This window comes from Paenibacillus sp. B-A-8 (assembly GCF_048572915.1).
Lineage (GTDB): Bacteria > Bacillota > Bacilli > Paenibacillales > Paenibacillaceae > Paenibacillus_AQ.
Genome location: NZ_CP183882.1, coordinates 4,273,863 through 4,297,984, shown reverse-complemented (window position 1 = coordinate 4,297,984; position 24,122 = coordinate 4,273,863). Strand labels below are relative to the sequence as shown.

24 protein-coding genes are annotated in these 24,122 nt (G+C 43.7%); 23 read left to right on the top strand and 1 reads right to left on the bottom strand.

Annotated features, from left to right (window positions below; translation table 11 throughout):
- Positions 1-7 precede the first annotated feature (7 nt).
- Both ACN6MV_RS19225 and ACN6MV_RS19220 read left to right on the top strand, forming a co-directional pair.
- Positions 8-517 (top strand): phosphoesterase, encoded by a 510-nt coding sequence (locus ACN6MV_RS19225; RefSeq protein WP_076119545.1) that lies wholly within the window; start codon positions 8-10, stop codon positions 515-517.
- Positions 518-719: 202 nt separating this feature from the next.
- Positions 720-2,426 (top strand): YifB family Mg chelatase-like AAA ATPase, encoded by a 1,707-nt coding sequence (locus ACN6MV_RS19220; RefSeq protein WP_419884638.1) that lies wholly within the window; start codon positions 720-722, stop codon positions 2,424-2,426.
- A gap of 90 nt (positions 2,427-2,516) precedes the next feature.
- On the opposite strand, the gene ACN6MV_RS19215 is transcribed toward ACN6MV_RS19220, so the two are convergent.
- Complete coding sequence (locus ACN6MV_RS19215; protein ID WP_042128957.1) at positions 2,517-2,945, bottom strand: organic hydroperoxide resistance protein; 429 nt, start codon at positions 2,943-2,945, stop codon at positions 2,517-2,519.
- Positions 2,946-3,088: 143 nt separating this feature from the next.
- On the opposite strand from ACN6MV_RS19215, the gene ACN6MV_RS19210 reads away from it, so the two are divergent.
- From ACN6MV_RS19210 to flgG, 21 genes are all read left to right on the top strand, one after another.
- Positions 3,089-3,577, top strand: a complete 489-nt coding sequence (locus ACN6MV_RS19210) for a MarR family winged helix-turn-helix transcriptional regulator (RefSeq protein ID WP_197069693.1) — start codon at positions 3,089-3,091, stop codon at positions 3,575-3,577.
- Positions 3,578-3,928: 351 nt separating this feature from the next.
- On the top strand, positions 3,929-5,089 hold the full coding sequence (gene sucC / locus ACN6MV_RS19205) for an ADP-forming succinate--CoA ligase subunit beta (RefSeq protein WP_042128955.1): 1,161 nt from the start codon (positions 3,929-3,931) through the stop codon (positions 5,087-5,089).
- Positions 5,090-5,151: 62 nt separating this feature from the next.
- Positions 5,152-6,081 (top strand): succinate--CoA ligase subunit alpha, encoded by a 930-nt coding sequence (gene sucD / locus ACN6MV_RS19200; protein WP_042128953.1) that lies wholly within the window; start codon positions 5,152-5,154, stop codon positions 6,079-6,081.
- Positions 6,082-6,302: 221 nt separating this feature from the next.
- Positions 6,303-7,421 (top strand): DNA-processing protein DprA, encoded by a 1,119-nt coding sequence (gene dprA / locus ACN6MV_RS19195; RefSeq protein WP_419884637.1) that lies wholly within the window; start codon positions 6,303-6,305, stop codon positions 7,419-7,421.
- A 36-nt stretch (positions 7,422-7,457) separates the two neighbouring features.
- Positions 7,458-9,557: a type I DNA topoisomerase gene (gene topA, locus ACN6MV_RS19190; RefSeq protein WP_042128949.1), complete on the top strand. Its 2,100-nt coding sequence runs from the start codon at positions 7,458-7,460 to the stop codon at positions 9,555-9,557.
- Positions 9,557-10,948, top strand: a complete 1,392-nt coding sequence (gene trmFO / locus ACN6MV_RS19185) for an FADH(2)-oxidizing methylenetetrahydrofolate--tRNA-(uracil(54)-C(5))-methyltransferase TrmFO (protein ID WP_283936250.1) — start codon at positions 9,557-9,559, stop codon at positions 10,946-10,948. Before topA ends, trmFO begins: the two co-directional genes overlap by 1 nt.
- Before the next feature lie 16 nt (positions 10,949-10,964).
- Positions 10,965-11,507 (top strand): ATP-dependent protease subunit HslV, encoded by a 543-nt coding sequence (hslV, locus tag ACN6MV_RS19180; protein ID WP_042128945.1) that lies wholly within the window; start codon positions 10,965-10,967, stop codon positions 11,505-11,507.
- A gap of 33 nt (positions 11,508-11,540) precedes the next feature.
- Positions 11,541-12,941 carry an ATP-dependent protease ATPase subunit HslU gene (gene hslU, locus ACN6MV_RS19175; protein WP_419884636.1) on the top strand — a complete coding sequence of 467 codons (1,401 nt, stop codon included), beginning with the start codon at positions 11,541-11,543 and terminating at the stop codon, positions 12,939-12,941.
- 378 nt (positions 12,942-13,319) lie between these two features.
- Entirely contained in the window at positions 13,320-13,727 is a 408-nt protein-coding gene (gene flgB / locus ACN6MV_RS19170) for a flagellar basal body rod protein FlgB (protein WP_042128942.1), read from the top strand.
- Positions 13,728-13,733: 6 nt separating this feature from the next.
- Positions 13,734-14,183 (top strand): flagellar basal body rod protein FlgC, encoded by a 450-nt coding sequence (gene flgC / locus ACN6MV_RS19165; protein ID WP_042128940.1) that lies wholly within the window; start codon positions 13,734-13,736, stop codon positions 14,181-14,183.
- Positions 14,184-14,273: 90 nt separating this feature from the next.
- Positions 14,274-14,585 carry a flagellar hook-basal body complex protein FliE gene (gene fliE, locus ACN6MV_RS19160; protein WP_076119551.1) on the top strand — a complete coding sequence of 104 codons (312 nt, stop codon included), beginning with the start codon at positions 14,274-14,276 and terminating at the stop codon, positions 14,583-14,585.
- 35 nt (positions 14,586-14,620) lie between these two features.
- Entirely contained in the window at positions 14,621-16,207 is a 1,587-nt protein-coding gene (fliF, locus tag ACN6MV_RS19155; protein WP_419884635.1) for a flagellar basal-body MS-ring/collar protein FliF, read from the top strand.
- Positions 16,208-16,211: 4 nt separating this feature from the next.
- Positions 16,212-17,228, top strand: coding sequence for a flagellar motor switch protein FliG (fliG, locus tag ACN6MV_RS19150; RefSeq protein WP_042128934.1), 1,017 nt, complete (start codon positions 16,212-16,214; stop codon positions 17,226-17,228).
- A complete protein-coding gene (locus ACN6MV_RS19145) occupies positions 17,221-18,069 on the top strand; it encodes a FliH/SctL family protein (RefSeq protein ID WP_042128933.1) in 849 nt (282 codons plus the stop codon). Before fliG ends, ACN6MV_RS19145 begins: the two co-directional genes overlap by 8 nt.
- A complete protein-coding gene (gene fliI, locus ACN6MV_RS19140; protein ID WP_042128931.1) occupies positions 18,050-19,375 on the top strand; it encodes a flagellar protein export ATPase FliI in 1,326 nt (441 codons plus the stop codon). Before ACN6MV_RS19145 ends, fliI begins: the two co-directional genes overlap by 20 nt.
- Positions 19,376-19,384: 9 nt before the next feature.
- On the top strand, positions 19,385-19,828 hold the full coding sequence (gene fliJ, locus ACN6MV_RS19135; RefSeq protein ID WP_042128929.1) for a flagellar export protein FliJ: 444 nt from the start codon (positions 19,385-19,387) through the stop codon (positions 19,826-19,828).
- A gap of 18 nt (positions 19,829-19,846) precedes the next feature.
- Complete coding sequence (locus tag ACN6MV_RS19130) at positions 19,847-20,782, top strand: MotE family protein (RefSeq protein ID WP_339287147.1); 936 nt, start codon at positions 19,847-19,849, stop codon at positions 20,780-20,782.
- Between the two features lie 24 nt (positions 20,783-20,806).
- Positions 20,807-22,285 (top strand): flagellar hook-length control protein FliK, encoded by a 1,479-nt coding sequence (locus ACN6MV_RS19125; RefSeq protein WP_419884634.1) that lies wholly within the window; start codon positions 20,807-20,809, stop codon positions 22,283-22,285.
- A 32-nt stretch (positions 22,286-22,317) separates the two neighbouring features.
- Entirely contained in the window at positions 22,318-22,815 is a 498-nt protein-coding gene (locus tag ACN6MV_RS19120) for a flagellar hook capping FlgD N-terminal domain-containing protein (protein ID WP_419884633.1), read from the top strand.
- On the top strand, positions 22,812-23,195 hold the full coding sequence (locus ACN6MV_RS19115; protein WP_042128927.1) for a TIGR02530 family flagellar biosynthesis protein: 384 nt from the start codon (positions 22,812-22,814) through the stop codon (positions 23,193-23,195). The genes ACN6MV_RS19120 and ACN6MV_RS19115 overlap by 4 nt, the downstream gene beginning before the upstream one ends.
- Before the next feature lie 104 nt (positions 23,196-23,299).
- On the top strand, positions 23,300-24,118 hold the full coding sequence (gene flgG / locus ACN6MV_RS19110) for a flagellar basal body rod protein FlgG (RefSeq protein ID WP_042128925.1): 819 nt from the start codon (positions 23,300-23,302) through the stop codon (positions 24,116-24,118).
- The last annotated feature ends 4 nt before the right edge of the window (positions 24,119-24,122 follow it).

Below are 24,122 nucleotides of genomic sequence, written 5' to 3'. Positions count from 1 at the left end.
GGTGGATATGGCTAACGTTTTTTTCACATCTGACCATCATTTTGGACATAAGTTGATTATTGATTTTGAATCCAGACCCTTTATAGATGTTGAGCAAATGAATGAAGCCATGATTGAGAGTTGGAATTCAGTAGTGGGTCCGGATGATAAAGTGTTTCATTTGGGTGACTTTTCGTTTCTTAACAAGGAAGCGACACGTGCTATTGTGCGGAGGTTACATGGTTATAAGACTCTGATTCTCGGCAATCATGATCGCGGGCGCAGTCGTACGTGGTGGCTTGAAGCAGGCTTTGACGAGGTAAGTGAATATCCGCTGATTTACAAGGACTTCTTTTTTCTCTCCCATGAGCCAATGTATATGAATAAGCATATGCCTTACGTAAATGTGCACGGTCATATTCACGGTCAAAAATATGAGGGGAATAATTATTTTAATATTTGTGTGGAGCATTGGAACTATAAACCGTTGACTTTTGAACAGATCAGAGACTCTGTCGTAGTCAGTGAAGAAGGATGATTTAGGTCTAAAGATTTACTAATGCGCGTTTATGCAATCTAGTTTTTTGCTGATAATTATTGAATAATTGTTGATTACGATAAGTTTCTCTCTATATAATGAGAAATAATAGCTATTTTATAGTCGGAAAATAAGGAAGCACCTTTTTTCTTGAAGATTTAACACCCAATCAGGGGTGTATTTCAGGAGATGAGGTGTTTTTATGTATGGAAAAATGCATAGTGCGTGTTTGTATGGAATTGAAGGGGTAATGATTGGTGTTGAAATTGATCTTGCGAATGGATTACCGCAGACAAATATCATTGGCTTACCGGATTCAGCGATTCGTGAGGCGGTAGAACGAGTAAGAGCCGCCGTTAAGAATTGCGGTTATCGCTATCCCCAGCAGCGCATCACGATAAATCTAGCTCCAGCCGACTTACGAAAAGAAGGCTCCGCCTTTGATCTTGCGATTGCTCTGGGGATACTGATTACTAGTGGTCAAATGGTTATGCCTTCAGCTAAAGAGGTACTTTTCATTGGAGAGCTTGCGCTCGATGGCAGTCTGCGGCCAGTATCGGGAGTACTGCCGATGGTGGAAGCTGCCCGGAAGAATGGATTTAAGGCTGTTCTGCTCCCGGAAGGCAATGCAGCCGAGGCAGCTTTGATCAGTGGCATTAACATTTACGCAATCGACCATTTGCGAGCTTTAGCGAACCCAGAAGAACAGCAGTCCAACTCAGCAATGGATATAAAAGGGAGCGACGAGCAGTATCAATTGAATGGGAGAGATTCGGTAGAAAAACCGTCTATATCAACTCTTCCTTTTCCTGTATCTGTAAGCAAGGGGATGGATCTAAATGAACGACCTCCGGTACTTGTCCTTTCTTTGGAACATCTTAAATATACCCCGATTTACGGTACTTCTGAGGTCTCCTCGTGTGCAATGAATGAGATGATGGATGATTACAGTGATGTGCTTGGTCAACAGCATGTAAAAAGAGCCCTAACCATTGCGGCAGCGGGCATGCATAATATTTTGCTCATGGGTCCACCCGGTACAGGGAAGACGATGCTGATTAAACGACTCCCGAGCATACTTCCAAAATTGACTGAGAGTGAGGCACTTGAGGTAACCAAAATTTTTAGCGCAGCAGGAACTTTAAAAGATGCCCACAACGGCTTGCTGCGTAGTCGTCCTTTTCGCTCTCCGCATCATACGATATCAGCCGCAGGCCTTATTGGGGGTGGGGGAATTCCGAAGCCGGGTGAAGTCAGTCTCGCCCATCGAGGTATTCTCTTTCTAGATGAATTGCCCGAATTTTCTCGGAATGTACTAGAAGTGTTGCGTCAACCGCTCGAAGATGGGGTTGTTACTATAAGTCGTGCTCGTGCTTCCTTTACCTATCCTGCAAAATTCATGCTCGCTGCATCGATGAATCCATGTAGCTGTGGTTATTTTGGGAGTGGGCTTTCCCAACAACATTGTACTTGCAGTCCCGCTAGGATTGCTCAATATCGCGCAAAGATATCAGGCCCCTTATTGGATCGTATTGATTTACAAGTGGATGTCCCTCGCCCCAAGGAATGGGGTCGACAGGGGCATGCTTTATCTTCGGCTGAGATGTATGCAGCGGTGATGGCGGCACAGGCGATACAAGCTAAACGGTTTAAACGCTTGCCTATTTCTTGGAACAGTGAACTTTCTGGCGCTTCACTTCGGCGCTATGCAAGTCTTAGCCGTGAAGGTGCCGAATTGCTGTATGATATTCTGGAGAATTTAGGTCTAAGTATGCGAGCGCATGATCGAATAATTAAGCTATCCCGTACAATAGCTGATCTGGAAGGCGTACAGGATATTACTTCTGCTCATCTTGCGGAGGCTGTTCAGTACCGTAATTTAGACCGGCAAGTGATGACAGAAGAATAAATAAAATAGAGCAGCGATTCCCGATAATGGCGAATGGCTGCTCTGGTATTTTGGGCCAACAATTCCGCCCAAGGATGTTTTTATAGCTGCTTACAGTACATTCAATTCAACAGCGATATTGCCACGAGTTGCGCGGGAGTAAGGGCACGCGCCATGAGCAGCTTCTACTAGAGAAGTTGCAGTTTCTCTGTCAACACCTTTAACCAGCACATCAAGCTTAACTGCGATGCCGAAACCTCCATCTTCAACTTTACCGAAGCTGACCGTAGCTGTTACTTCACTACCTTCAATTTTCACCTTTCCGAGTCGAGCAACCATGTTTAGAGCGCTATCGAAACAAGCAGAATATCCCGCTGCAAATAGTTGTTCAGGGTTTGTACCTTCACCGCCGGCACCTCCCATTTCGCGTGGTGTACTGATTGTAAGATTGAGCTTAGGGCTTTCTGATTCGATATAACCGTTTCTTCCTCCTACGGCTTTAACAGTTGTTTCATACATTTTTTGCTGAATAGTCATCATATTGTATCTCTCCAATTCCATATTAGTTTGTGTACAATATAATTTAACACAATTAATATAAAAGTCAAATTGATTTTTCGCTATTAACATGATGTTATGAGTGAATTATGATAAAATAAAGGAATAAGGCAGGTGAATAAGATATGAAAATGAATGAAGAAGATACGCAAAAGATGACGACCACACCTGAGCTGCTGATTGAGAATCAACTTTGTTTTACCATTTATGCTTGCTCTCGTGAGATGACAAAGCTGTATCAACCTTATTTGGATAAGATCGGTTTAACATACTCGCAATATCTAGTAATGCTTGTATTATGGGAACGGCAGCAATGTACAGTTAAGGAAATCGGTGAGGCGCTATTTTTGGATTCGGGTACGCTGACGCCTCTTTTGAAACGTCTGCAGGCTGCAGGTTTAATCGTGCGTGAGCGTTCGACACAAGATGAGCGAAAAGTTCTGATATCACTAACGGAACAGGGCTGGGCTCTTCAAAGTAATGCGGCTTGCATTCCAGGTAAAATGATGGAAGAAACAACGATGTCCAATGTTGAGACTTTAGAGCTACTTGAACAGTTCAAAAGCTTGCTGAACCGTGTTCATGAGGCGAATACTCAAGTTAGTAAAAAGTAAGTGTCTTCCGCAGTCAATGCGATCGTTCGCATTCCGGCATGAAACCAAGCGAAAAAATGTGTACAAATCATGAATATATTTAAGGAAAGCGTTTTAAAAACATGTTACACTATTCTGGGTTCCTTTATATGGCATATAGGTAAGTATAAGCTTAGTCTTATAGATTTACTCAATGTCTCTCACAGAAACAAGGCCATTCTTATAGGAGTGGTAGAACAGTTTCTGCTGGTTCCGGAATAGTGCTGCATGTTTAGCATGAGCCTATCCCTAACCCCGCGGCAATCAAAACGGAAGGCGAGATGACAACAGGCTGCCTGTTAGGTCACCACGCTACTTTAGGAGGCTACCGCTATGAATATCCACGAGTATCAGGGAAAAGAAGTGCTTAAGAAGTACGGTGTGGCCGTACCGAATGGAAAAGTAGCTTATACAGTGGAGGAAGCGGTAGAAGCCGCAGAGTCACTGAGTACACCGGTTGTTGTAGTCAAAGCTCAGATTCACGCAGGTGGACGCGGTAAAGCTGGAGGCGTAAAGGTTGCTAAGAATATCGATGAAGTGCGTACTTACGCAACCGAGATTCTAGGCAAGACCTTGGTTACTCACCAGACTGGTCCGGAGGGTAAGGTAGTAAAGCGGCTTCTCATAGAAGAGGGCTGTCAAATTGTTAAAGAGTATTACATCGGTATCGTTGTTGATCGAGGAACGGGTCGAGTGGTCATGATGGCTTCTGAAGAAGGAGGCACAGAGATTGAAGAGGTTGCAGCAACACATCCGGAGAAGATTTTTAAAGAAATCATTGATCCGGCAGTAGGTTTGCAGACTTTCCAAGCTCGTAAGCTAGCTTACAGCATCTCTATTCCGAATGAATTGGTAGGCAAGACTGTAAAGTTTATGCAAGCGCTATATCTAGCTTTTGTGGATAAAGATTGCTCTATTGCCGAAATTAACCCATTGGTAGTTACTGCGGATGGTAATGTGATGGCTCTAGACGCTAAGTTAAATTTTGATCCCAATGCTTTGTTCCGCCACAAGGATATTCAAGAGCTTCGGGATCTAGATGAAGAAGATTTGAAAGAAATCGAAGCCTCGAAGTATGACCTAAGCTATATTGCGCTTGATGGCAATATTGGTTGTATGGTGAACGGTGCAGGCCTAGCGATGGCAACGATGGATATTATTAAATATTACGGAGGCGAACCCGCTAACTTCCTCGATGTAGGGGGCGGTGCAACAACCGAGAAAGTTACTGAAGCTTTTAAAATCATTCTATCGGATGAAAAGGTAAATGGAATTTTCGTTAACATATTCGGCGGTATTATGCGCTGTGATGTTATTGCTAACGGTGTTGTGGAAGCGGCCAGTCAATTGGGATTGACCAAACCGCTTGTTGTGCGTCTAGAAGGAACAAATGTTGGATTGGGCAAGCAAATTTTGGCTGGATCGGGACTTAACATTGTAGCTGCTGATTCTATGGCGGACGGTGCCCGTAAGATTGTATCTCTTGTGCAATAATGGCTTGGAAGTAGGAGCCAGTTATCGTATTTGACAATATAAGTAGGGATGTGACTTAAGGCATGAGCATTCTTGTAGATAAAAATACGAAAGTTATCACGCAAGGTATTACGGGAGCAACGGGCTTGTTCCATACTAAGGGTGCGCTGGATTATGGGACACAAATGGTTGGAGGAGTAACGCCGGGCAAAGGTGGAACGACAGTTAATATCACCCTTGAAAATGGCAGTGAAGTTAGTCTTCCGGTATTTGATACTGTTGCAGCCGCTAAGGCAGCTACTGGAGCAACTGCTAGTGTAATTTATGTACCACCAGCATTCGCAGCAGACTCCATCATGGAGGCAGTTGATGCAGAGCTGGATTTGGTTATTTGTATTACCGAAGGAATTCCCGTACTTGATATGGTAAAAGTCTCACGTTATATGGAAGGCCGTTCTACAGTGCTGATCGGTCCAAACTGTCCGGGTGTTATCACTCCTGGAGAGTGTAAGATTGGAATCATGCCTGGTTATATTCATATGCCTGGTTATGTTGGAGTAGTCTCACGTAGCGGAACGCTAACCTATGAGGCTGTTCATCAGCTAACCACACGTGGAATTGGGCAATCTTCTGCTGTAGGTATTGGCGGGGACCCGGTTAAAGGCTCTGAGTTTATTGATATTTTGAAGCTGTTTAATGAGGATCCGGGTACAAAGGCAGTTATCATGATCGGAGAGATCGGTGGTACTGCAGAGGAAGAAGCGGCAGAGTGGATTCGTGAACATATGACCAAACCGGTTGTAGGTTTCATTGGAGGAGCAACTGCTCCTCCAGGCAAACGCATGGGGCATGCTGGCGCTATCATTTCTGGAGGTAAAGGTACGGCTAGTGAAAAAATTGCCGTACTGGAAGCTTGCGGAATTAAGGTAGCCCCTACACCTGCTGAAATGGGCTCAACGCTCGTAAGTGTGCTAGAAGAACGCGGTATTCTCAATGCTTTTACATCGCACTAATGATTGACGTTATGACATGTAAATCACTCCACGTAGTGAGGTTATTTCGTGTATAATTAATTTAAGAGGTAAGCAACCTTTTGTTCCTATCCAGGGATGAAAGGTTGCTTTTTTTATTTTAAATAGAAATTTATAGAATTTAAAGAAATGCTTGCGTTTTCAGAATGTGTAACACAAAATAGGGAAGGCTAGGCCTTCCATGTTAAGGAGCGAAAAATGATATGGAAGAACGGGAACTACTATTCGGCTTTAATGAAGTGGAAGGTATTGGCTGGAAAACAATCGACAAGATTCGCAGAGCTGGGCTTTTGTCAGAAAAAGCATTTTCTTGTAGCGCAGAAGACTGGGAAAAGATTGGGTTGACCGAGAAAATGTCGATTCATCTTGCTTCCATATACACATTGGAGTGGATAGCAAACCGCCGCTTACTAATGAAAGAAAGTGCTGTGAACATGGTTACGGTTTTTGATGCAGGCTATCCAAATTTATTGAAGGAGACAGTCCAGCCGCCATGGATTCTTTATTATCGTGGGCGTTTGGAACTGTTATCGACACCCAGTGTGGCGATGGTCGGTACTCGTGTGCCAACAGCTTATGGACGGAAGGTAGGGGAGATCCTCGCGGAAGAGCTTTGTACAGCTGGTCTAACAGTGGTTAGCGGATTAGCTAGGGGGATTGATAGTGTGTGTCATGAAGCTGCACTAAGACGCGGTGGAGGCACTATAGCGGTAGTAGCTACAGGACTTGATCGGGTCTACCCTCCCGAGAATAAGGAGCTTGAGCGATTGATTTCCCGTGATGGGCTAGTGCTCACAGAGTATCCCCTTGGAACCAAAAGTCATCCTGGGTTATTTCCACAGCGCAATCGTATTATTGCAGGTCTCACATATGGGACAGTAGTTGTAGAGGCGGATAGTAGAAGTGGGTCACTCATTACTGCTGATGCTGCCTTGGAAGCAGGACGTGATGTTTTTGCTGTCCCTGGACCGATAACATCTCCTAAAAGTAGAGGTGCTCTTGATCTAATTAAACAGGGGGCAAAACTGGTAACCTGTGCATTAGATATTTTAGAAGAATATACTTCTTATCTCCCGATAAACCGTTCAAAAGCGGATGAAAGCGGTCCCCCTAAACAGGTGATTGATGACTTATTAATTGAAAAGAAATTGACAAATGAGGAGTCACACCTATACCATATACTGCATCAAGGCCCCTTTATTTTGGACGATCTGCTTGTGAAGACTGGATGGGATTTTGGACATTTGCATTCAGTTCTGTTATCTTTAATCATAAAAAAAGCGGTAGTACAATTACCAGGAGCTATTTATAAGGTAATTTAATATAGAGGTACGAGTGTTAACGAGGAGGAAGAGTCTATGGCAGATGCATTAGTAATTGTCGAATCGCCCGCAAAAGCGAAGACAATTGGCAAATATCTAGGTAGTAAGTATATTGTGAAGGCATCTATGGGACACATCAGAGATCTACCGAAGAGCCAAACGGGTGTCGAAGTGGAGAATAATTTTAATCCTAAATATATTACTATTCGTGGTAAAGGTTCTATATTGAAGGAATTGAAAGATGCCAGTAAAAAAGTGAAAAAAGTTTATCTCGCAGCTGACCCTGACCGCGAAGGGGAAGCGATCGCCTGGCACTTGGCGCATGCACTAAATTTGGATCAAACACAGGAATGTCGAGTTGTATTTAATGAGATCACCAAACAAGCGGTGAAGGATGCTTTTAAGACGCCGCGCAAGATTAACATGGATCTTGTGAATGCGCAGCAAGCAAGACGTATACTGGATCGGCTGGTAGGTTACAAGATTAGCCCCCTATTATGGAAGAAAGTCAAAAAAGGGTTATCGGCTGGACGTGTTCAATCAGTAGCTGTAAAGATCATAATGGATCGTGAGAATGAAATCTCCGCTTTTGTGCCTACTGAATATTGGAGCATTACGGCAAAGCTAGGGATTCGAGATTCCGTCTTTGAAGCTAAGTTTCATAAGCTGAACGGTGTGAAGAAAGAACTTAATCAAGAGAGCGATGTTCAAGAGGTCCTTGAGGCAATCAAGAACGCAGCTTTTAAGGTGAGTAATGTGAAAGAGAAGGAAAGACAACGGCATCCTTCGGCTCCTTTTACAACAAGTTCCCTTCAACAAGAAGCCGCACGTAAGCTTGGATTTCGAGCAGCTAAGACAATGTCTGTTGCCCAGCAACTATACGAAGGTGTGGAACTAGGCAAAGAGGGAACCGTAGGTTTGATCACTTATATGCGTACGGACTCGACACGCTTATCTGTCACAGCACAGGATGAAGCTAAAGAGCTGATTACTGCTAAATATGGTGAAAAGTTCTTACCAGAGGCGCCGCGCCAGTATTCAAAGAAAGCAGCTGGAGCCCAAGAAGCGCATGAAGCGATTCGACCAACTTCAGCACTTCGTGAACCTGAAATGGTTAAAGAATTCTTGAGCCGCGATCAATTCCGTCTTTACAAGCTGGTCTGGGAGCGGTTCGTATCCAGTCAAATGGCTTCAGCTCTTCTTGATACACTCTCAGTTGATATAGAAGCGGGTACGGCAACATTCAGAGCCGTAGGTTCGAAGGTTTCATTCCCAGGGTTCATGAAGGTTTATGTGGAAGGCAACGATGATGGGACTACAGATGAAGATAAGTATTTACCGCCTCTTCAAGCGGGGGATGCTTTAAATAAGCAAGAGATCGAGCCGAAGCAGCATTTTACACAGCCGCCGCCGCGTTATACAGAAGCAAGGCTTGTAAAGACTCTTGAGGAATTAGGAATAGGACGCCCAAGTACGTATGCACCAACACTTGAAACTATTCAGAAGCGTGGTTACGTAGCTATTGAAGAGAAAAAATTCATGCCTACAGAGCTTGGAGAACTAGTCATCGAGCAGATGGAACAATTTTTTCCGGAAATATTGAACGTAGAGTTTACGGCGAATATGGAAGGGGATCTTGACCATGTGGAAGAAGGATCAGAAGATTGGGTGAAGGTTCTTTCCGAATTCTATGAGTCTTTCGAGAAGCGCTTAGTGTTTGCCGAAGAAGAGATGAAAGAAATTGAGATTGAAGATGAAGTCTCTGATGAGATCTGCGAGAAATGTGGTAAACCACTAGTATATAAATTAGGGCGTTTCGGGAAATTTCTAGCATGTTCCGGCTTTCCGGATTGCCGGAATACGAAGCCTATCATCAAAGATATCGGTGTAACTTGCCCTAAGTGTCATGAAGGTAAAGTTGTAGAGCGTCGTAGCAAAAAAGGACGTGTCTTCTATGGCTGCGATCAATATCCCGGCTGTGATTTCGTCTCTTGGGATAGACCTTCCACTAAGCCATGCCCATCTTGCGGGGCTTGGATGATTGAGAAACGCAATAAGCAAGGCACCAAGCTGCAATGTACGTCTTGTGATCATACAGAGGCAGTTTTAGACAACGAAGAAGAGTTAGCAGAATAATAGTCTCCACAGGAGGAAAGAAGACAGTGACAGATACAGCAAAGGTAACAGTAATTGGAGCAGGTCTAGCAGGAAGTGAAGCGGCCTGGCAAATAGCTTCTCAAGGCGTACCGGTAAGATTGTATGAAATGAGACCAGTGGTGAAGACGCCGGCACACCACACGAATCAATTCGCAGAGCTAGTGTGCAGTAACTCTTTGCGTGCAAATGGTCTAGGCAATGCGGTAGGTGTATTAAAGGAAGAAATGCGACGTTTGAATTCCCTTGTATTAGGTGCAGCTGATCGCCACGCTGTACCTGCTGGCGGCGCACTTGCCGTAGATAGGGACGGTTTTTCGGGAGAAATTACGAGTACATTGCATAATCATCCGCTCGTGGAAGTCATAAATGAAGAACTTACGCATATACCGGAGGAAGGGATTGTTGTTATTGCAACAGGTCCACTTACCTCACCCGCTTTATCTGCAGAAATTAAGGGACTGTTAGGTGAAGAGTATTTCTATTTTTATGATGCTGCTGCACCGATTGTTGAGAAAGACAGTATTGATATGAATAAAGTATATCTGGCTTCCCGTTATGACAAAGGAGAAGCGGCATATCTGAACTGTCCAATGACTGAAGAGGAGTTTGACGTGTTTTATGATGCGTTGATTTCTGCGGAGACGGCAGCGCTCAAGGATTTTGAGAAAGAGATATACTTCGAGGGCTGTATGCCTATTGAAATCATGATGAAGCGCGGTAAGCAAACAGCATTATTTGGACCGATGAAACCTGTAGGGCTTATTAATCCGCACACAGGTAAGCTTCCATATGCGGTAGTTCAGCTTCGTCAGGATAACGCTGCTGGAACGCTTTACAATCTTGTTGGCTTTCAAACGCATTTGAAATGGGGCGAACAGAAGCGTGTATTCTCGCTGATTCCGGGTCTTGAGAACGCTGAGTACGTTCGGTATGGCGTAATGCATAGAAATACCTTTATTAATTCCCCTAAACTCTTGCATCCTACTTATCAAATGAAGGGCAAGGAAAGGCTGTACTTTGCTGGACAGATGACAGGTGTAGAAGGTTATGTAGAATCAGCGGCCTCAGGCTTGATTGCCGGCATTAATGCTGCTAGAGCCGCACTCGGTCAAGAAGGACTGATCTTCCCTCAGGACACGGTGCTTGGCAGTATGCCTGCTTATATCACTTCTGCTGATCCGGAGCATTTTCAGCCTATGAATGCCAACTTTGGCCTTTTGCCGAAGGTAGAGAAGAAAATCCGTAATAAAAAAGAAAAGAATGAGATGTTAGCGCATCGTGCACTTGACAGTCTTGCCGAGTATGCTAATCGTACGGGCCTCGCTTATACAGAGCCGGAGGCTGTCGATAACGAAAGTCCATCATCTTAAGGAGGTAACTACAATCATGGTACCCAGCTTTCATGCGACTACAATTTGTGCTGTAAGACATAACGGACAGGCAGCTATAGCAGGTGATGGTCAGGTTACATTCGGAGAGAGTGTAATTATGAAGACGACGGCTAGAAAAGTTCGTCGCTTATACCGGGGACAAGTAATAGCGGGGTTTGCAGGTTCTGTGGCGGATGCGATCACTTTGTTCGAAAAATTTGAAGGCAAGCTGGAGGAGCATCATGGAAACCTGCAGCGCGCAGCCGTAGAATTAGCGAAAGACTGGCGTCAAGATCGTATTCTTCGAAAACTTGAGGCATTGATGATTGTTATGGACAAGGAAGGCATGCTATTGATCTCCGGAAACGGTGAAATTATCGAGCCGGATGATGATGTGCTTGCTATTGGTTCAGGTGGTAATTTTGCACTTGCTTCCGGTCGTGCGCTTAAACGTCATGCTCCAGCACTTGCTGCTGCAGATATAGCTCGAGAGGCTCTTCAGATTGCATCTGAAATATGTGTGTACACTAACTCCAATATTATTGTTGAGCAATTATAGGCTCAGTGCCATAGAGACAAGGAGGAATTCACGATGGTGAATCAATCGCTAACACCCCGTCAAATTGTAGCCGAATTGGATAAATATATTGTAGGTCAGAAACAAGCTAAGAAATCGGTAGCTGTCGCGCTTCGTAATCGTTATCGGCGCAGTCTACTCGCTGAGGAACTGCGTGATGAAGTTGTTCCTAAGAATATCTTGATGATCGGACCTACTGGTGTAGGGAAAACCGAGATTGCGCGGCGTCTTGCTAAGCTTGTTAATGCTCCGTTCATCAAGGTAGAGGCAACCAAATTCACAGAGGTGGGTTATGTAGGGCGAGATGTGGAGTCTATGGTGCGTGATCTGGTAGAGACCTCTATTCGTATGGTGAAGCTAGAACGTACGGAAAAGGTCAAGGACCGTGCAGAAGAACTAGCTAACGAGCGGATTGTCTCTATTTTAGTGCCTTCGTCTTCAAAAAATAAATCTCAGAAGAATCCTTTTGAGATGATTTTTGGCGGGAACTCTTCGCAAGAGGATTCTAAAGAAGATTCCGAACCGGATGGAAGCTTAAGTGAACGCCGTCGCGGGGTTAGATTTAAGCTGCTAGCTGGTCAATTGGAAGACGATATCATTGAAATAGACGTTGAGGATACAGCGCCATCTATGCTGGATATGTTTGCGGGGCAAGGGAACGACCAGATGGGGATGAATATGCAAGAAATGTTTGGTAGTTTACTTCCGAAGCGGACGAAGAAGCGCAAGCTTCCTATCCGTGAGGCTCGTAAAGTACTGATTCAGGATGAAGCGACCAAACTGATTGATATGGACGATGTTATTCAGGAATCTGTGACACGCGCTGAACAATCGGGGATTATTTTTATCGATGAGATTGATAAGGTTGCAAGTCAAGGCAAGGGTTCCGGTCCCGATGTATCACGTGAGGGTGTACAAAGAGATATTCTTCCAATTGTAGAGGGTTCTACAATCATGACAAAATACGGTCCTGTAAAGACGGATTATGTGCTCTTCATGGCTGCGGGGGCATTTCATGTTGCTAAACCTTCTGATCTGATTCCTGAGCTTCAGGGTCGTTTTCCGATTCGCGTAGAACTGAGCAGTCTGACGCTGGAGGATTTTGTATCCATTTTAACAGAGCCAGAGAATGCTTTGACAAAACAATATGTTAATTTGTTAAAGACTGAGGACATTGAAGTGGAGTTCCAGAAGGATGCTATTCATGAAATCGCCAAAATAGCGGCTTCAGTGAACCAAAATATGGAAAACATAGGTGCTCGGCGACTTCATACCATTTTGGAGAAGTTATTAGAGGATTTATCGTTTGAAGCGCCAGAGTTGACTTTGGACAAAATGGTAATTACACCTGAGTATGTGCGTGAGAAATTGGCAAGTATTGCACAGGATCGTGATTTAAGTCAGTATATTCTCTAAAGCGACAAATTTTATTCATTGGAATTTGGGCATAAGGAATTAGAAAATTACAATATAGTGTCAGTTAAAGGGAAATAAATGTAAAAATATGCAATTAAAAAGATATTTTTGAATGAAAAAAGGAATAAAATAGCAATAAAGTGCTTAAAGCCCTGTCTTTTTTAAAAAGATAGGGCTTATTTCTTATTGTAATAATATACAAATTAAATGAAAATCAATGTATGTGAAAATACTAATAAGTTATACTTTGCGACAAGGTTCGACGTGAAAGCTGATAAATAGAGGACTTTTATACTTTATTTGTCGAAATCAAGCAGGTTTTTTAAGGAAAGTTGTGGAATTCATTTCATTATGATAGCTTTGAAAGGAGGAATTATCTTGGGATTGCTGAATAGTGTCAGTTTTCAACGATTGCAGGGAGGCATTGATGCTGCCTACAAACGACAAAATGTTCTAGCAAATAACGTGGCTAACGAAGATACGCCAAATTTCAAACGTTCTGATGTTTCATTCGAAAGTTTCCTTCAGCAACAGGAAAGTGGAATAAAACCTACACTTAACGCGAAGGTAACGGACTCCCGACATTTTCAATTTGGTACCAACACCATTGTACCGGCTGCTGTCGTTAGTACGGATGAGACTACCTCTATGAATAATAACGAGAACAATGTGGATGTAGAACGAGAAATGGCGTTAAGCGCTGAGAACCAACTCAGGTATAGTTCTTATGTCGAACAGATTAACAGTCAGATTTCGATGATGCGAGCTGTAATTCAAGGAGGATAAGATTGCATGAACTTTGGGAGTAGTTTTGGAATAAGTGCATCAGCATTAACAGCTCAACGATTACGGATGGACGTAATCTCCTCCAACGTGGCCAATGCGGAAACTACTAGAGCATCGGTGGTTGATGGCAAAGCCGTTCCTTACCGGCGTAAGCTTGTTGTTATGGAGGCTACAGAAAGTAATAAGTTCTCGAATATACTAAATTCGAAAATGAACGGTAGTAGCAGTGAAGGCGTAAAGGTTCAATCCATTATAGAAGATGATTCTCCGTTAAAGCCGGTATACAATCCAAGTCATCCTGATGCGGATGCCGAAGGTTATGTTTATATGCCAAATGTGGATATTACCAAAGAAATGGTAGATATGTTATCTGCATCACGTTCATATGAAGCCAATGTAACGATGCTGAATGCATCTAAAGCTATGGTAAGTAAAGCGCTAGAAATTGGTCGCTAAACGTAATTTACAAGAAACGCTTCCAAAGTGAGTTTTGTACGAAGTGAATTTAGGAAGCATAGGCTTACAAAACTTTTAGGAGGGAAACAGTTGATACAGAATATCACTAATGGAGTTCAAGCTGTACAGCAGCTTGCCATGAAACCAACATCTACCGAAGCTTCGTCCACTCCTGCTAATTCCATGGAGAGCTTTGGTTCTTATCTTGAGAATGCACTCAATAAAGTAGCAGATCAGGAACAACAAGCAAAGGATATGAGTAATAAATTTGTATTGGGAGAAGTGAATATAGACGAAGTAATGATTTCTTCCCAACAGGCTTTACTGAGTTTGCAGTTGACTACACAAGTCCGGAACAAAGTGATTGAAGCCTATCAAGAAATTATGAGAACTCAAATTTAATTAAATCCTAGCTTAGTTCCGGATGGGGTGACACTGTGAATGAAAGATTTGCCCAATATCGGGAGAAGGTTACCCTGTATTGGAACAGATTTAGTGGTAAACAGAAGATTTTATTCTTTTCAACATTGTTTATCATTCTAATAATAATCGTAGTATTAACCATGCAGCTTTCAAAGACAGAATATGAAGTAGCGTTTCAAGATTTGGACAGCACAGATTCAGCGGGAGTAATGAACTACTTGGATAAAGCAGGTGTTTCATACCGATTAAGCCAAGATGGAAAGAGCATCTCAGTGCCAAGCACAGAAGCGGCTCGAATAAAGGTGGATATCGGTTCTCAGGGGATTGTTCAGGGGGGCTCTATCGGTTATAAGGTCTTTAATGAAAATTCGTCAATGATAGGAACGACAGATAGTGAGTTTAATGTGAAGTATAATAATGCATTAAACGGTGAAGTAGAACAGCTAATGAGACGTATGCAAGGAATTAAGGATGCTAAAGTACTGATTAATCTGCCTAAAGAGACAGTTTTTGCATCTCAGGCGGATCAAGAACAAGCATCTGCATCTGTTGTGCTTTCATTTAATCCGGGATTCAGACCCAGTCAAGATAATATCGATGGGTATTTCAACCTTGTAAAGACTGCGGTTCCAAATCTACCAATTGATAACATTACGATTGCTAATAATGAAGTTGAGTTAATGCCAACGGCCAAAGGTGGACAAGCAGGAGTTTCTAACCAGGTCGAAGAGAACTTCGCTCTACAGAAGAAATTTGAAGAAGAAGTCAAGAAAGATGTGAAACAATTCCTAAGCACTCTTACGGGTCCAGATAAAGTTGATGTTCTTGTATTTTCGAAGCTGAACTTTGACAAGGAAAACCGGAAGGAAAATCTTGTAACCCCTGTGGATACAGAGAACATGAAGGGGATTGAGATCAGTTCACAAATTATCAGTAATTCGTATTCGGGTCAGGGAAATACAACTGGCGGAGTGGCAGGCACTGGTTCACAAGATGTAACGGGCTACCCTTCACAAGCCGGCACGGATACTTCTACTTCAGAGGAATCTTCTGAGACGAGGAACTATGAAGTTAACCGAATTACAAAGGATGTTATCGCTAGTCCCTTTACTGTAAAAGATTTAACCATAAATGTTGCGGTTGAACCACCTACAGGACAAAATACTTTGGATGCTGCTACATCGGCAGCGATTCAAAACATTTTGGTAAATATTGTTCGTGCTTCTCTTGCAGATTCAGGTACTACATATACAGACGCTGATTTAACCAAAAAGGTTTCGGTGTATTCTCAACAATTTGGTGGTAATGCTGCTAATACCGCACCAGGTGGTCTTGCCACATGGATGTTATGGGCTATCGGAGCAGCTGCATTGCTGGTTGGAGCAGGTGGAGGATATCTAATCTATCGGAGTCGTAAGAAGACTGTGGAAGAGGAAGATGAAGACATTCCATTGCAGGTTCCTACCGAATTTCCATCTATTAATTTGGAAAGTGTGACGAATGACAGTCAAGTTCGTAAGCAATTGGAAAGTTTGGCGAAGAAGAAGCCAGACGAATTCGTGAATTTGCTGCGTACATGGCTTGCAGACGAACAGAGGTGAACTAATGGCAAAGGCTAGTCAGCAGGGGCTTAGTGGTCGTCAAAAGGCCGCGATCCTGCTTATCACACTAGGGCCCGAGGTATCGGCGCAAATATTCAAACATTTAAGAGACGAGGAGATTGAACAACTCACTCTTGAAATCGCCAATGTCCGTAAAGTGGACAGCAGTGAGAAAGAGTCAATCATGTCTGAGTTCCATCAGATATGCCTCGCTCAGGAATATATTTCACAAGGCGGTATTAACTACGCCAAAGAGATTTTGGAGAAAGCACTTGGTTCAGCAAAAGCGATGGAGGTCATTAACCGTCTGACTGCAACTTTACAGGTAAGACCCTTCGATTTTGCGCGCAAAGCTGATCCAAATCAGATCTTGAACTTTATCCAGAATGAGAATGTTCAGACTATCGCACTTGTATTGTCTTATCTGCAATTCGAACAAGCAGCAGCCATTCTCTCCTCGTTACCTCAAGAGAAGCAGGCAGAGGTAGCTAGACGAATTGCTGTAATGGATAGCACCTCTCCAGAGGTCATTACACAAATTGAACGAGTGCTGGAGCAGAAGCTTTCTGCTACTGTAACTCAGGATTATACAAATGCTGGCGGTATCGAATCAATCGTACAAATCTTGAATGGAGTTGACCGGGGGACAGAGCGCACAATTCTGGATTCTCTCGAAATTCAAGATCCAGAGCTCGCCGAGGAAATCAAGAAGCGGATGTTCGTATTCGAGGATATCGTCAATGTGGACAATCGTTCGATTCAGCGTATTATTCGTGATATTGATAATGCGGACCTGCAGCTTGCCCTTAAGGTTGCAAGTGAAGAAGTACGAGATGTCATTTTCCGGAATATGTCCAAACGTATGGCAGAGACATTCCGAGAAGAAATGGAGTACATGGGACCGGTGCGGTTGCGTGATGTAGAAGAAGCACAAACGCGCATTGTAGGTACGATTCGCAGACTCGAAGAGTCTGGAGAAATTATCATCGCTCGTGGCGGAGGAGATGACATCATTGTCTAAGCTGATTAAGCATTCTCAGTATGTTCCAGTTGATGTACTGAAAAGATTGGAGCAGGCCCGGCACTATGCGGGCCTAACTGAGGAGCCCGTTCCAGAGGAGACTGTAAGCGAGACTCACTATCATGATCCCGCTCGTGAAGAGGCAGAAGTAGCACGTAAGCAAATGCTTAAAGACGCCCAAGAATTTGCTGAAGAGCAGGTTCGAAATGCCTCTCTAGAAGCGGAACAGATTGTTGAATCCTCAAAAGCGGAGGCTGAAGAGTGGTGGAAGAAGCGGCGTGAGCAGGATGAACATCTGGTAGAGGCTGTCAAAGCCGAGGCTTATCAGCTAGGGTATCAGGAGGGTGTCTCTCAAGCTGAACAAGAGATGAAGCTCAAGGTTGCAGCGATGATGGATGAAGCACGTGCTGTTTTAGCTGAGGCATATAAGGCAAGAGATGTCATTATTCAGGAAGCTGAACCTTTCTTAGTAGAGTTAAGCTGTGATATTGCCGAGAAAATTGTGGACAAGCAGTTAACGGTAGAGCCGCAGTTTGCAATGGATTTGATTCGGAAGAATCTGGCTCGTAAACGTGAACAGGGGTTGATCTCACTGTGCGTATCACCTGCGCAGTTCGCTTTCGTAAACGCAGCAAGGGAAGAACTGTCATTAGCGGTTGACTCACAGGCTGAATTACAGATCTTGCCTGACTCGACTGTGAAAGATCAAGGTTGTGTAATCCGCTCTTCCTTTGGCAGCATAGATGCCCGAATTGATACTCAGCTTGCAGAAATCAAGAAAGAGCTGGTTAGAATCGCGCTGGACACCGATGAGCAGAGAAATGGGGAAGAAGATGCTTGATAGTAACCGTTATAAGGAGCAACTTCGTAATCTCGATCCGGTGAGGATCAATGGGAAAGTGACGCAGGTTATCGGTCTTATGGTTGAATCGGAAGGACCTGATGCTAGCATTGGAGATGTCTGCTACATCTATCCTTCTAAAGGAAATAAGCCGCTGCAAGCTGAAGTCGTTGGTTTCCGTGACAACAAGGTGCTATTAATGCCACTTGGAGAACTGCAAGCTATTGGACCTGGCTGTGATGTAGTGGGTACTGGCAAGCCGCTTAGTGTGCAAGTGGGTTCAGAATTGTTGGGCAAGGTACTGGATGGACTTGGACAACCGCTTGATGGTTCTCTAATCCCAGCTCGAATGCCACATAGTTCTACCTTTAACATTCCGTCCAATCCACTCAATAGACCACGAGTCCAAGAACCTATTAGCATCGGAGTAAGAGCGATAGATGGCTTGCTAACGATCGGTAAAGGTCAGCGGGTGGGGATTTTCGCTGGTTCAGGGGTCGGCAAAAGTACGCTCATGGGAATGATTGCGCGTAATACATCGGCAGACGTAAATGTTATCGCTTTGATAGGAGAACGTGGCAGGGAAGTGCTGGATTTTATAGAACGCGATCTGGGACCTGAGGGTTTGCAGCGGTCAGTCGTTATCGTTGCTACATCTGATCAGCCTGCATTAATTCGAATTAAGGGAGCTCTTATTGCTACAACGATTGCTGAGTATTTTCGGGATCGAGGACTTAATGTGATGCTGATGATGGATTCGGTGACTCGGTATGCTATGGCTCAACGTGAAGTTGGACTTGCAGTAGGGGAACCGCCAGCTATGAGGGGTTACACACCATCGGTGTTTGCAAGCTTGCCCAAACTACTAGAACGTGCTGGAACTGGACCTACGGGGTCTATAACAGCCTTTTACACTGTACTGGTTGATGGCGATGACATGAATGAACCGATCGCTGATGCTGTTAGAGGGATACTCGATGGTCATATCGTCCTTAATCGAAGTATTGCGAACAAAGGACATTTTCCAGCAATAGATGTGCTTTCCAGCATTAGTCGTGTAATGAAGGATATTGCGCCAGAAGAACAGATCGCTGCAGCAGAGAATGTGAAGCGACTAATGGCTGTATACAAGGATTCAGAGGATTTAATTAATATCGGAGCGTATCAAAGAGGCTCGAATGCTCAAATCGATGAGTCGATGGAGTATATAGACAGTATATGGGAATTCACCAAACAAAGGGTGAATGAAAAAGTTACGCTGGCTGAAGTTCAACAGTCTTTAATTTCACACTTCTCGAGGAGTTGATTCAGTATTATGAGATTTCATTATACTTTTCAAAAAGTCGTTGACTTGAAGGGCAATGAGAAGACACAGGCAGAATGGATGCTCTCAAGCGCGCTTGGAGAATTGCAGGCACAAGAAAGAAGCCTGGATGAACTCACCTTTCAGCGGAGCGCTATCATGTTATCCTTACAAAATGCCGCAGAACAAAAGACACCTATGGCGAAGATTCGTGAAATGCAAGAGTATGTAGAATACCTGGATATATGCATTGCCCGTAAGCATACGGACATTAGAAGTGCACATCAGGAAGTCTTGAAGAAGCAAGACCAGTTAAGCACAAAGGTATTAGACGAAAAAGTATGGTTAAAGGCAAAAGATAAGGCTGAGACACAGTTTCAGCAAAGTATGATTTTACGGGAACAAAACGAACTGGATGAGATGGCAACCGTCCGCTTCGCGATGAAATCCCTCTAACCCGGGAGGTTTCCGCTAGTGGCTAACAATGATATGGAACTTGAAAATGAAGGGTCAGCGGGGAAATTTGAGCGGTTCTTATTTTTAATGATACCGATTATCTTCACGCTAGTACTGCTTGGAGTACTGTTGACGCTTTTTAATATGGACATTCGTAATAATGTGCTTGAGGTTGCGAATAAAATTCCTATCCTGGAAAAATGGGTTCCTGATCCGCCTGGAGATCCTTCTAAACCGAAGGAAGAAAGCAAAAAGCAGGAAGTGAGCTCAGCGACTACGATTAAGGAGCTTAAAGCTCAGCTCGCCCAACAGGAAGAGAACCTGAAGAAGGTTACAGATGAAAAAACAGCCCAGGATACCAAGGTTCAGGCGCTTGAGTCGCAGATCGATGGAATGAAGACAGAAGCTGCTGCAGCTGCTGAGGTAAACGCGGAGGAAACAGAAGACCCATATCAAAAGCAGGTTGCTGATCTGGCAAAGCTCTACGCGGGTATGAAAGCTTCCAAAGCTGCGCCGATTATGGAGAATTTGACTACAGAAGAAATGGTGCAAATATTCAGCGTAATGAATAAAGCAAGTAAGACTGCGATTCTGGAAAAAATGGATCCTCAAAAAGCGGCCGATGTCACGATTAAGTTGAAAGAAACTACCTCTTCGAGTGATATGGCTATTGCCGCTCTTCAATCTAGATTGAAAAAAGAAGCAGGCACTGCTCCAACGACTAAAACTAGTACAAATCTGGATAAGGAAAAGTTGAACCAAACCTTTAGTTCAATGACGCCTGCCAATGCAGCTTCTCTACTAGGAGAAATGTACAAGATTAGCCCTGATAAAGTAGTAACGATTATGAATACCGTAAGTGATAGTGTCCGTTCTTCGATTTTGGGGGAAATGACTAAAAATGATAGTGCGCAAACTGCGAAGATTGTTAATCGTTTGATGGGCGCTAAATAAATATTGAAAGGAGGTGAAAATAACATGAGTTTAGTTGTTCAATCGCTTGTGAGTGCAAATACAACAGCTGCAAGTGGTAGTTCATCAACATCTACTGGAACATCAACTGCTGTACCTTTCGCTCAGACATTAGTGCAAACAATGGGAGGAACTACAGCGAACAACACATCGGTGCCCACTGATCCTTTACTGGGAAACATAGCCTCTTTATTGCAAGGTCTTCTAAAGGAAGTTCAAACGACTGGAGAAGATCAAGGGGGACAAGACACTCAGAATTCCGATCTCATCGAGAAGCTTACTGCAGATGTTGAAAATCTGGATGATACCATCCATAGCGATCCTGCTATTTTGGTAGCTTTGCAAGCTTGGCTACTTCAGGTCTCTGCTCTTCTATCAGGAAGTCAAGCGACAGAGGGCGATGCTGCATCAGAGACGGAGTCGGCAGGAAGCTTGTCACCGTTAGCACAGAATGCAGATACGCTGAGATTTGCTGTTCAAGATGATTTGCAGAGTTTAGTTACTATGATTCAGGAAGCTACAGTAAGTGGTAATGATGAAGTTGCAAGTAAGGGAGTAAGTCTGTTAAATAACTTCACGGCACTGATAGAACAGACCTCGGCTAACAGTAATAAGGGTAAGGGGAAGGTCTCCAGTTTGAATGATAGTTCTGGTGTATCTGTACAACAACCTATTGTAACTGAAAGCAACGGTAAAACGGTGGACAAGACCATTCAAAATCTAAGTAACCGTGCTGGAGAAGCTGCTGTAAGTAAGAGTGAGGGAGTCCTTACTTCGACTGTGACCTCAGGGACTATTCAAGATCCTGATGCAGAGCCTGCGAATACTCCAGTGATGAAGAGCAGTACAGCCGGAGAAACGAAGCTGGTCGAATCAGCACAAGACTCCACATCAGGGACTACCACCATTGAAGGAGATCATGAGGTTGTAACTGCCGGTCAACTAGCTCTTCGGGGAGGAATTACAGCTCCACTGAAGGCTGAGGTTCCAGTAGCACCTGTACCCGTTCATCAGTTTGCACAGGAAATGACCGGTTTTATTACAGGTAAATTGGAGATTGTGCAAAAAGGCGGAGTAGCTGAGGCTACGATATCACTCTTTCCAGAAAATCTCGGACAAGTAGATGTTAAGATTACTATGCAAAACGGCCATCTGGTTGCACAGTTTATGACTGAACATTCCGGAGCAAAGGATATGTTGGAACAGCAGATGAACCAGCTTCGAGCAGCATTGCAGTCTCAAGGCCTCCAAGTAGAAAAATTGGAAGTCACACAAAATAATACCCCTCTCAATTCACAATGGGGTCAAGAAGGACGCCAACCTGGTTCTGGAAGTGGTCAGCAGGGAAGACGCTCCAAAGAAAGTCGTGAGGAAGCTAATGATGCCATTCTTGCCGCAGAGCTAAATGGTGAATGGAAAGATTGGGTTTCAAACGCAGGGCAAGAAGATGATAATCAAGGGAACTCCTTCTCTGCCAAAGCTTAAACTTATCACAATTGAAAGAGAGGTGAACGGTTATGACGACAACAACAACTCCTCCTGTTTCTACCAAAGACCAGTGGAATTATACAACTCCTGAATCTACTAAAACAACAGGGAATTCTGTGTTGGGTAAGGATCAGTTTTTGAAGATATTGATCACCCAGCTGCAGAATCAAGATCCGATGCAGCCGATGCAAGATAAAGAATTTATTGCCCAAATGGCACAGTTTACATCTGTTGAGCAGCTGATGAATATCTCGACACAGCTTACATCCATGAATCAGTCTCTTGGCTCAGTATCCGGCTTGATTGGTAAAGATATCACATGGACGGATACCTCCACAAATCTACCTAAGACAGGGAATGTTGAATCAATCGTTGTCAGCAAGGGGATTCAATATGCGGTTGTGGGGAAAGACAGAATTGCTTTAACCGATATTACACAAATTCAGAATTCCTCAACAACAGAGAATGGTTCTGGTACAGATAGTAATACTCCGGAGAATAACGGAGGAAGTGGGGAGACAGTATGAGTGACAGGCTAACTATTGGCCAAATGTATCCTGCGTCCCTTCATTCCGCCACATTACAGCGATCTTCATTACCGAAGCAGACTTTGACTGGAGAAGCAACCTTTGAGAGTGTTCTGCAACAAAAGCTTCTAAAATTCAGCAATCATGCCGCTAAGCGACTTGAACAAAGAGGAATTGAGCTTGGAAGCAGACAACTGGATGAGATTTCTTCTGCTGTAGATAAAGCTGCTGCCAAAGGCAGTAAAGAATCCTTGATATTAATGAAGGACTTGGCATTTATCGTAAGTGTTCCAAATCGCACGGTTGTAACAGCTATGGATGGAAATTCGATAAAAGATAATGTGTTTACACAAATAGACAGTGCCATTGTGATTTCATAAACGGCTGGTCCTAACGGAAAGCCGAGGTGGCCGCTGACCGACTGACGCGGTCCCGATCCATTTAGTAAGTTATTAGGACTCTATAATCTGGGAGGACAACAAACATGTTAAGATCTATGTATTCAGGGGTTTCAGGGATGAGAGGCTTTCAGACTAAGCTCGATGTAATCGGTAATAACATTGCCAATGTCAATACAATTGGCTTTAAATCCGGACGCGTTATGTTTAAGGACATTATGAGTCAAACGGTTTCTGGAGTAACAGCTCCAAGTGATGATGGCGCTGGTGGTGTGAATGCTAAACAAGTCGGACTGGGTGTAAGCATCGCTTCTATTGATACACTCCATTTGGCTGGTAGTGCTCAAACTACTAATAATCCGACAGATTTGCGTATTGACGGCGATGGTTTTTTCCTAGTGAAGCTATCAGAAGACCAAGAAACACCATTCTTGACTCGTGCAGGAGATTTCCACATAGATGCTGCGCGTAACCTTGTTACTTCTGACGGATTACATGTGCTAGATTCCGGAGGTGGACTGATTCAACTGGGTGATGATGTAACAGCATTCTCCATTTCCAATGATGGAACAATTGTTCAGACTATGGCCGATGGAACGACTGAAGCAGGTGTACAGATTGGAGTAGCCAAGGTTACTAATCCATCTGGTCTAGAGAAAATCGGTGGTAATCTGTACCGTATGACGCTTAATGCGAATGCAGAAGGCGAACTTGTACCGACTACAGCGAATAATACAGAAGATGGTACTGGGTCGATCATATCTGGTCAACTCGAAATGTCCAATGTGGATCTTACGAATGAATTTACAGAAATGATCGTATCGCAACGTGGATTCCAGGCGAACTCTCGTATCATTACGACTTCTGATGAAGTGCTGCAGGAAGTAGTTAACCTGAAGCGTTAATTTT